At 34.2% G+C, this 9,386-nt stretch carries 11 protein-coding genes; 8 read left to right on the forward strand and 3 right to left on the reverse strand.

Going from position 1 to position 9,386, the window contains the following annotated elements; genetic code table 11:
- Window positions 1–200, reverse strand: a 200-nt coding sequence (locus L866_RS0107530; protein WP_025730685.1) for a transposase, incomplete at its 3' end; no start/stop codon positions are given.
- 105 nt (window positions 201–305) lie between these two features.
- Between L866_RS0107530 and L866_RS0107535 the strand changes: the two genes are divergently transcribed.
- Together L866_RS0107535 and L866_RS0107540 are read left to right on the forward strand one after the other, a co-directional pair.
- Window positions 306–812 (forward strand): TRAP transporter small permease, encoded by a 507-nt coding sequence (locus L866_RS0107535; protein ID WP_025730686.1) that lies wholly within the window; start codon window positions 306–308, stop codon window positions 810–812.
- Window positions 812–2,116: a TRAP transporter large permease gene (locus L866_RS0107540; protein ID WP_025730687.1), complete on the forward strand. Its 1,305-nt coding sequence runs from the start codon at window positions 812–814 to the stop codon at window positions 2,114–2,116. The genes L866_RS0107535 and L866_RS0107540 overlap by 1 nt, the downstream gene beginning before the upstream one ends.
- Before the next feature lie 209 nt (window positions 2,117–2,325).
- Here the strand turns inward: L866_RS0107540 and L866_RS0107545 are convergent, their stop codons facing one another.
- Entirely contained in the window at window positions 2,326–3,249 is a 924-nt protein-coding gene (locus L866_RS0107545) for an AEC family transporter (RefSeq protein ID WP_025730688.1), read from the reverse strand.
- 171 nt (window positions 3,250–3,420) lie between these two features.
- Between L866_RS0107545 and gltX the strand changes: the two genes are divergently transcribed.
- The 6 genes from gltX to L866_RS09135 all read left to right on the forward strand — a co-directional run bounded on the left by gltX (window position 3,421) and on the right by L866_RS09135 (window position 8,988).
- Window positions 3,421–4,896 (forward strand): glutamate--tRNA ligase, encoded by a 1,476-nt coding sequence (gene gltX / locus L866_RS0107550; RefSeq protein WP_025730689.1) that lies wholly within the window; start codon window positions 3,421–3,423, stop codon window positions 4,894–4,896.
- Between the two features lie 130 nt (window positions 4,897–5,026).
- Complete coding sequence (cysS, locus tag L866_RS0107555) at window positions 5,027–6,421, forward strand: cysteine--tRNA ligase (RefSeq protein WP_025730690.1); 1,395 nt, start codon at window positions 5,027–5,029, stop codon at window positions 6,419–6,421.
- Between the two features lie 5 nt (window positions 6,422–6,426).
- A complete protein-coding gene (locus tag L866_RS0107560; protein ID WP_025730691.1) occupies window positions 6,427–6,837 on the forward strand; it encodes a Mini-ribonuclease 3 in 411 nt (136 codons plus the stop codon).
- Window positions 6,838–6,942: 105 nt separating this feature from the next.
- Window positions 6,943–7,797: a 23S rRNA (guanosine(2251)-2'-O)-methyltransferase RlmB gene (gene rlmB / locus L866_RS0107565; protein WP_025730693.1), complete on the forward strand. Its 855-nt coding sequence runs from the start codon at window positions 6,943–6,945 to the stop codon at window positions 7,795–7,797.
- Complete coding sequence (locus L866_RS0107570; protein ID WP_025730695.1) at window positions 7,794–8,333, forward strand: NYN domain-containing protein; 540 nt, start codon at window positions 7,794–7,796, stop codon at window positions 8,331–8,333. The genes rlmB and L866_RS0107570 overlap by 4 nt, the downstream gene beginning before the upstream one ends.
- A gap of 58 nt (window positions 8,334–8,391) precedes the next feature.
- Window positions 8,392–8,988 carry a sigma-70 family RNA polymerase sigma factor gene (locus L866_RS09135; protein WP_025730697.1) on the forward strand — a complete coding sequence of 199 codons (597 nt, stop codon included), beginning with the start codon at window positions 8,392–8,394 and terminating at the stop codon, window positions 8,986–8,988.
- Between the two features lie 141 nt (window positions 8,989–9,129).
- Here the strand turns inward: L866_RS09135 and L866_RS0107580 are convergent.
- Window positions 9,130–9,386 (reverse strand): IS3 family transposase (locus tag L866_RS0107580; RefSeq protein WP_025730701.1); only part of this gene is annotated, 257 nt, incomplete at its 5' end.

Here is a 9,386-nt window from a genome sequence, read left to right on the forward strand (position 1 = left end):
CGTTCATAATAGCCATTTCTTTGGCTCTGACGACTTTCTGCTCGTTCATAGTTATCGGCCTGGATATATTCTGTTCGTTGATTCTCCATCAATTGGTTGAACACTGTTGTCAAAATGCTTTTCGAGGCATCATCTTTTACCGAATGTTCAATAATGCTTTGAACCTCTTCTCTATTCATTGTAAAATGTACTTGGGTCATGTAAAGTCCTCCTAGGTATGTTTTGTGGTAAAAACATTGTACCGTAAAAGGAGCTTTATATGACCTTTTATCTTTTACACAATTATATGGACTTTATCGATAGAAATGAAAAATATAAGAAAGCTAATCCAAAAAATATTATCTTTTATTAATGTATTAATATTTTTAGGTATTACAATAATTGGTTTAATGCAAGTTACATCTAGATATATTTTCAACAATCCATCTGCTTGGACTGAAGAAGTTTTAACTTATGGATTTACGTGGCTCGCTTTGTTTGCAGCAACATTAGTAGTTACAAAAAGAGAACATATGCGGCTGACTTTTGTTATTGATAAATTCAATAACAAATGGAGAATGATTATTGAAGTTATTAATGAATTATTGGTAATGTCTTTTGCAATATTGATCTTTATTGTAGGAGGATCACTGATAATGAAGTTAACATTATCTCAAATAACGCCAGCTTTACAAATGCCTATAGGTGCATTTTATGCAATTTTACCTATATCTGGTATTTTGATGGCTATTTCAAATTGCATAAATATATTTGAACTTATAAAAAAATACACAATTAGTAATGAAGTATCTTTAGATATGGAGGGAGAATAATGTCAATATTAGTATTCTCAGGAGTAATAATGATTGTAGTATTATTATTGTTACTTTTAATCGGAACACCAATAGCAGTTGGGATTGCGTTTTCTTCTATTGTAGGAATTTTACCAACTTTAGATATTTCCTCAGCGTTAATAACAGCTGCTCAAAGAATTTTTTCAGGAGTGTCTGTATTTACCTTATTAGCGATTCCTTTTTTTGTATTAGCTGGAAATATTATGAATAAAGGAGGAATTGCTATCAAGTTGATACGGTTAGCGCAACTTTTGATGGGGAAATTACCAGGTGGATTAGCCATGACAAATATTTTATCTAATATGTTATTTGGTGCTGTATCAGGTTCTGGTATAGCGGCTGCATCTGCAATGGGATCAATTGTTGGACCCATTCAGGAGAGTGAAGGATATGATCGTGAATATTCTGCTGCTACTAATATTGCATCTGCACCAACGGGACTACTCATCCCACCATCTAATGTATTAATAACATATTCATTAATTTCAGGGGGCACTTCGGTGGCTGCATTATTTTTAGCGGGCTATATACCGGGTATATTATGGGGAATAGGTGTGGCTATTGTAGCAGGAATTATTGCTAAAAAGAAAGGTTATACTGGTGGAAAAAGAATTACACAGCATACTCCTTTAAGAATAATTTTAGAATCTATTCCCTCGCTGCTTCTTATACTAATAGTAGTTGGTGGAATTATTGCAGGAGTATTTACAGCAACAGAAGCAAGCTGTATAGCAGTTGCATATGCACTGATACTTTCTTTTTTCTATGATAGATTAGATTTAAAAGCACTATTTGATATTATAAAAGTATCAGCAGAAACAACAGGTATTATTATGTTACTGATTGGAGCATCAAATATTATGGGATGGGTAATGAGTTTTACAGGCTTACCTGACGCAATTGCCCAAGCATTATTGTCTTTAAGTGACAATAGAATTGTAATATTGTTAATAATAAATGTTTTTTTACTATTCATAGGTACGTTTATGGATATTACTCCAGCTATATTAATATTTACACCAATTTTCCTTCCAATAGTTAGCAATTTTGGTATGTCACCTATCCAATTTGGGATTATGATTACTTTTAATTTATGTATTGGAGGTATAACACCGCCAATTGGAAATATTTTATATTTAGGCGCCCGTGTAGGTAATACGAATGTTGAAAAAGTAATGCCTGAATTATTAAAATATTATATTGCTATTTTTGTAGTATTATTAATGGTAACTTTTATCCCATGGATAACAATGCTACTTCCCAATTTATTGGGGCTAAAATAGAATGAGTGTCGAATAATGGCTTTTGTGTAGAGTATGAAAAAATAATGAAAATCTCTCGTTAAATAAAAAATAGAATAATCTTTAATTTTTTTGAAATAAATAAGAGAATCATAATAGAGAATAAATGTTCTCTATGGATTCTCTTATTTATTTATACTAAACAAGAAAATATATATTTTAACCTTTATATAGTATAAAAATATGGATAATTAATATAGAGAGAGACTTAGCAGAACGACCATTGATAATAAGGAAATCATAATACTTACCGATGAAACGACCCCTGTTAAATCTGTACGATTATTAAAACTAATCATATGAATAGTGGACATCGTTCCAATCGGAGCAACCGTTAAAAGCAACAAACCGATTTTTAATTCGTTGGGTTGAGGCGAAATGAACAAAATAAATAGAATGGTTATGATTGTGAGTGCATATCGAATACTTAATGCACGGATTGCCAGTTTCAGTTCGTGTTTGGGCAATTTGAATTGTAAAAATATGCCAATCATAAACATCGATAAAAAAGAATTAGGTTGGCTAAATAGTTGAATCGGAGCCAATACAATATCAGGTAATTGCCATTTTAACAAAGAGAGTATAACCATAATTAAGTAGGTTATGAATGGAATAGAGCGCAATAAAATGAGAAGAGTCGCTTGAATGCTTTGGACAATAGATTCCTTTTCGTGCGTTGAGACCAATCGTTTCGTTAAAGCGGGTGTGATACCGAATAACATAATCGCATTCCCCATGTCAAAACCAGCAATAAACGGAATTGCAAGAGGGACTAACTGTTGGACAAAAGGAATGGTGAAATTACCAATATTGTATCCTCCCTGAGAAAGCATTGTAAAAGCTTGCTCATTTGAAGGTGCATTGGGACAAAAAAGATAGCCGATTATTAAAAATAGAACATTCATAAAGATAGCTAGAAGAGCGAGTGAAAATAAATGATGTGATAAATGGGCACCGTTCAAATTTAAAATAATTGTGGCGGGCAATGTAAAAGTCATAATCAGGCGAGCGATTAATTTGCCGTCTTTATCACTCAAAATACCTGTACGTTTACTCCAATACCCAGCCAATATGGCTAAAATAAAACCAAACGTTTGAATGAATACTTGCTGCATATGGTTCCTCCTTTACGTTTATGTGTAGTATATCATGAGTAAGAGTAAATAATAAAAAAGACCTCGGTAAAAGAAATGGATTTATTCCTGAAAATAAACAGTGATTTTCTCATTTTATATGAACTTGTGCTATAATAATGAATGAATTAAAAACAGAAAAGGACTGGTTACATGACTGAAAAAGTGCGCGTTCGCTATGCACCAAGCCCAACCGGACATTTACATATTGGGAATGCACGAACAGCTTTATTTAATTATTTATTTGCACGTCATTACGGTGGCGAATTTATTATTCGAATTGAAGATACTGATTTAAAACGTAATATTGAAAATGGAGAAAAAAGCCAACTCGAGAACTTAACTTGGTTAGGTATGGAGTGGGATGAAGGACCAGATAAACCAGGGCAGTTTGGCCCATATCGTCAATCTGAACGTCGTCATATTTATGATCCATTAATTGAGCAATTAATTGCGGAAGATAAGGCATACAATTGCTACATGACTGAAGAAGAATTAGAAGCGGAACGAGAAGAACAATTAGCAAAAGGTGAAGTGCCTCGCTATGCTGGAAAACATGCACATTTAACAAAAGAAGAAGAGGAAGCATTCATTGCTGAAGGACGTATTCCTGCTGTTCGTTTGCGTGTGAATCCTTCGAGTATTTATGAATTTAACGATTTAGTTAAAGGAGATATTCACTTCCAAGCTAAAGATGTAACAGGCGATTTTGTTATTAAGAAAAAAGACGGTATGCCAACATATAATTTTGCCGTTGTAGTGGATGATCACTTTATGGAAATTACACATGTCTTACGTGGTGATGATCATATCGCTAATACACCTCGACAAATGATGGTGTATGAAGCATTTGGATGGGACGTTCCACGTTTTGGTCATATGACATTAATTGTTAATAGTGAGACAGGTAAAAAACTATCTAAACGAGATGAAAGTATTTTACAATTCATCGAACAATATAAAGAATTAGGCTATTTACCAGAAGCGATGTTTAACTTTATTACATTATTAGGATGGTCACCAGTTGGCGAAGAAGAAATTTTCAGTCGCGAGCAATTAATCGAAGCCTTTGATGTTAATCGTTTAAGTAAGTCTCCTGCAGCCTTTGATGCGAAAAAATTAGAGTGGATTAACAATACTTATGTTAAACAAACACCACTTGATGTCGTTGCAGAATCTGCTATCGAACAATTAGTAAAACAAGGAATTGTTGAAGCAACGGATGTAGATACAAACAAAGAGTGGTTAACACGCTTAGTTGGGTTATATCATGAACAAATGACTTATACTGCAGAAATTGTTCAATTATCTTCTATTTTCTTTGGAGAAGGTATTTCGTTTGGTGAAGAGGAACAGGAAGTATTGAGAGAAGAACAAGTTTCTACTGTTCTTAACACTTTTGTGACTCAAATTGAAGCAATTGAAGAGTGGACAAGTCAAAATATTATGGCAGCAATCAAAGCTGTTCAAAAAGAAACGGGTGTTAAAGGTAAGAAATTATACATGCCTTTACGTGTCGCAACAAGTGGTGCAACACATGGCCCTTCAATTGGGGATACGATTGAATTACTAGGTAAAGATCGAGTGATTAATCACGTAAAAGAAGCAATGCAAGTTACCGCATCATAAATTTGTAACAGTGCGGTCAAGCAATGTACAAGAATTGAAATCAGACAGGGCGAATTAATTATTGAACGACTGGATTATTTCAGCGCTCTATCAATTGATTCGCTTTTATCAATTGAGAGGATTAAAGTAAATGATTAAACTATACAATACGTTAACAAATCAAAAAGAAGAATTTCAATCAATTGAACCGAATAAAGTAAAGATGTATGTCTGTGGCCCAACTGTATACAACTATATCCATGTCGGAAATGCAAGAAGTACAGTTGTCTTTGACACTATTCGTCGATATTTAGAATTCCGTGGATATGAAGTAGAATATATTTCAAACTTTACAGATGTTGATGATAAAGTTATCCGCGTGGCGAAGGAGACGGATCAATCTGTTGAAGCCGTTGCTGAAAAATACATTCAGGCATTCTTTGATGATACATCGCAACTTAATGTCAAACGAGCAACTGCTCATCCACGTGTTATGAATCATATTGAAGACATTATTCAATTTATTGAAGAGTTAATTCAAAAAGGTTATGCGTATGAAGCAGATGGCGACGTGTACTTTAGAACAGACCGTTTTAAAGACTATGGTAAATTAAGTGACCAAAGCATTGAAGATTTACGTCACGGTGCAAGTGAGCGAACAAATGAAGATGATAACTTAAAGAAAGAAAGTCCGATCGATTTTGCCCTATGGAAAAATGTAAAGCCAGGTGAAATAAGCTGGAAAAGTCCTTGGGGCGCTGGGCGACCAGGATGGCATATCGAATGTTCAGTTATGGCTGGACATTACTTAGGTAAGACAATTGATATTCATGCAGGTGGTCATGATTTAACTTTCCCACATCATGAAAATGAAATTGCTCAAAGTGAGGCGCGTAATGGTGCAAAATTTGCCAATTATTGGCTACACAATGGTTTTGTAACGACTGCTGAAGGCGAAAAAATGAGTAAATCACTTGGTAATTTTATGTTACTTCATGATTTGGTCAAACAATTTGATCCGTTAGTGATTCGTTTTTATTTAGCGACTGCTCATTATCGTCATCCTCTAGTATTTAATACAAAAACATTGGAAGAAGCGCAAACGAATTTAGAGCGTTTTAGAACAACAATTCATAATATTGATTATCGTCTAGAATCAGCATCAGAAGGCGAAACAATTGATTTTTCAGATTATATGAATCGTTTTATTATAGCGATGGATGATGATTTTAATGCACCGAATGCTTTAGCCGTGTTGCATGAATTTTCTCGTCAACTTAATACACTGGTATCAAGTGAATCGGTTTCTAAAAACACACTAGAGGCAGGACGTCGTATACTGACTGAATTATTAGATGTTTTTGGAATTGTTATTGAAGGAACAAAAGAATTATTAGATGAAGAAGTACAACAATTAATTGATCAACGTCTTCAAGCACGAGCAGAGAAAGATTTTGCTAAAAGTGATGCGATACGCGATCAACTAAAAGAGCAAGGGATTATTTTAGAAGACACGCCGCAAGGAACACGTTGGAAAAGAGGCTAACTAAAGTGACAAGAGATTTTACACAATTAAATGGATTGGCGTTAGCTTTCTTGGGCGATGCGATATTCGAAACGCATGTGCGACGTTATTTAATTGATCAAGGATTGACTAAACCGAATCGTTTACATCAACAAGCCGTTAAATTTGTTTCTGCGAAAGCTCAAGCTCGAATAATGAAATATTGGCTTGAACAAGAAATGTTAAATGAAGAGGAACTATCTATTTTTAAACGAGGAAGAAATAGCAGTAGTCATACAAGTGCCAAAAATGCCGATATTATCACGTATCGAGTAGCAACTGGCTTTGAATCAGTAATTGGTTATTTAAGTTTAATGAATCAAGAAGAGCGCTTGAATTATTTAATGGAACAAGCAATTGAATATATTACCAATGAGATACAAATTCTTGGAACATAATTTAAATAAGAGGGGTGGATACATATAGTCCAGCCTCTTTTATTTATTCAAAAGAAAATTTAAACGAAATATTATATACTAAAATAAGCGAAAGGTGTGAGAAAAATGAAAGAAATAAAAAAAAGTCGTCGAAACATGGGGGGCTTCAATGAAAAAAGAACAAATTATTCAAAAAAACAAGTAAAAAGTGAAAATCATGTCGTTTTAGACCCTAAAAATGATGAAATGGTCGACTTTATCTATGGAAAACATGCTGTTTTGAGCGCACTCCAGGAACAAACGGCATTTAATAAATTATTTATACAAGAAGGCTTGAGTGGTAGAGATAAAGACACTATAGTGAAGTTAGCGAAAGCAAAAAATATCCCAATTCAAGTGGCGCCCAAAAAGAAATTGCAAGATTTAACAAACGAAGGCGTACACCAAGGATTTGTCTTGAGTGTAGCAGCTTTCGAATATAAAACAATCGAGGATATTTTAGAGCACGCTAAACAATCAAATACACCACCATTTGTTATGATTTTAGATGGGATTCTTGATCCACATAATTTAGGATCACTTTTACGTACAGCTGACGCAAGTGGATGTCATGGTTTAATCATTCCAAAACATCACTCAGCTTTGTTAACAGGGACAGTAGCAAAAACTTCAACAGGAGCAATTGAACACGTACCTGTTGCACGAGTAACTAATTTAACACGTGCGATTGAAGAATTAAAAGAAGCTGGCTTATGGATATTCGGAGCAGATATGAACGGAGAATCTTATACGACACTCGATGCATCAGGTCCAATTGGTTTAGTGATTGGAAATGAAGGTAAAGGAATATCCGCGTTAGTCAAAAAAAATTGCGATGGTATGATATCAATCCCAATGGTTGGTCATGTTCAAAGTTTAAATGCAAGTGTAGCGGGAGGCTTGTTAATGTATGAAGTCTTTAGAAAGCGGGCTAATCAATGAAACAGCGATTATTAATAGTTGATGGGTATAATATGATTGGTGCTTGGCCAGAATTATTATCTTTAAAAAAAAGAGATGAAATAGGGTTAGCACGGGATGAATTATTACGTATTCTATCGGACTATGCAGCACGTGAAGAGCTCATTGTTTTAGTCGTTTTTGATGCCCAATTAGTTGAAGGTATTGAACAAATGTTTGATGAATATAATTTAAGTGTTGTTTTCACCAAAGAAGGCGAAACAGCAGATAGTTATATTGAACGAACCGTTAAAGAATTACTTTCACCACTAATTACATTAACCGTTGCGACAAGCGATTTGGCTGAGCAATGTGTGGTCTTTCAGCAAGGCGCTTTACGACAATCAGCTCGAGAGTTATATCGAGCGATTCAAGTGTCTAAACAAAATTTAGAGTCAGAGAGTAAAGAGATACAGCAGCAATTGAAACGACGTAATTCACCTTGGCATCCAAGCCAGTTGATTACTTTGAATCAATTACTTAAAGATTTAAGTGAACAAGGTCAACATAAAAAATGATTACAAGTAATTTCTAAAATCAAGTGATTCAGTGTGGTGATGAAGAAGGGGTAGTCACATGCTAAAAAAAGAATCATTAGATGAGTTATTATTACGTTATCAAGCAGGAGAAGAAGAATTATTTGAAGAATTTTTTAAGCGATTTAGTGCAATGATGTACCGTTATTCGTATTTGTATCCAATTGCCGAGTTAGAACGAGATGATTTTATTCAAGAGGCTTCTACGGTACTCTATCGTGCAATGGGTAAATATAATGTTGAAAATGGGACGGGTTTTACAGCTTATTATCGAACGTGTTTAAAGAATGAAATTAATTCTATTCTGCGACGTGCATTGGCCAAGAAAAGAGCAAGTAGTCGCGACAATGTAATGTATGAAGAATTTGAAACAGAACGAATAGCAAATAAATATTATGAACAAACATCAGGTGGTCCTTCGCCTTATATTCATCCAGAAGCGCATGTTTTATTGGAAGAATCTGTGGATTATTTTATACATTCACTATCTGATTTTGAACAGAAAAGTTTTTACTGGTATACAAAGGGGTATACGATAGATGAAATTGCAGAACGAGTATGTCGTCCTGTTGAAAGTGTTCAAAATGCTTTAAAACGCTGTCGCCGAAAAATGCGAGAAGCGTTGTATCATTACTAAAGCAAATGAATACGATGAGATTAATTATCCATATTGAGCATAAAAAAAAGACGGTTTCCTAGACTATGAACTGCTCCCTGTCAAGTAGACAGGTAAAAAATAAATTTTATGCACCTATGGTTTTTCATCCATAGGTGTTTTTTATGCTGGAATGGCTAACCCCATCTTTAAGGTGATTCGTTTAGTGTTAAAGAAATGAATATATTGATCAATATCTTTTGTTAAACTTTCAAATGTATCATATTTATTTAAATAATATAATTCTGATTTGAGCATGCCAAAAAAGTTTTCCATTGGACCATTATCGATACATTTTCCTACACGTGACATACTTTGAATGGCTTGGTGATCCTTAATAAATTGAGCGAATGCATGAGAGGTATATTGATAACCTCGAT

This window comes from Atopobacter phocae ATCC BAA-285 (assembly GCF_000526675.1).
GTDB classification, from domain to species: domain Bacteria; phylum Bacillota; class Bacilli; order Lactobacillales; family Aerococcaceae; genus Atopobacter; species Atopobacter phocae.

What these genes read in the sequence shown, in the direction of transcription:
- L866_RS0107535 (WP_025730686.1), top strand. Translation starts at nt 306, where the DNA reads ATGAAAAATATAAGAAAGCTAATCCAAAAAATATTATCTTTTATTAAT.
- L866_RS0107540 (WP_025730687.1), top strand. Translation starts at nt 812, where the DNA reads ATGTCAATATTAGTATTCTCAGGAGTAATAATGATTGTAGTATTATTA.
- L866_RS0107545 (WP_025730688.1), bottom strand. Translation starts at nt 3,249, where the DNA reads ATGCAGCAAGTATTCATTCAAACGTTTGGTTTTATTTTAGCCATATTG.
- gltX (WP_025730689.1), top strand. Translation starts at nt 3,421, where the DNA reads ATGACTGAAAAAGTGCGCGTTCGCTATGCACCAAGCCCAACCGGACAT.
- cysS (WP_025730690.1), top strand. Translation starts at nt 5,027, where the DNA reads ATGATTAAACTATACAATACGTTAACAAATCAAAAAGAAGAATTTCAA.
- rlmB (WP_025730693.1), top strand. Translation starts at nt 6,943, where the DNA reads ATGAAAGAAATAAAAAAAAGTCGTCGAAACATGGGGGGCTTCAATGAA.
- L866_RS0107570 (WP_025730695.1), top strand. Translation starts at nt 7,794, where the DNA reads ATGAAACAGCGATTATTAATAGTTGATGGGTATAATATGATTGGTGCT.
- L866_RS09135 (WP_025730697.1), top strand. Translation starts at nt 8,392, where the DNA reads ATGCTAAAAAAAGAATCATTAGATGAGTTATTATTACGTTATCAAGCA.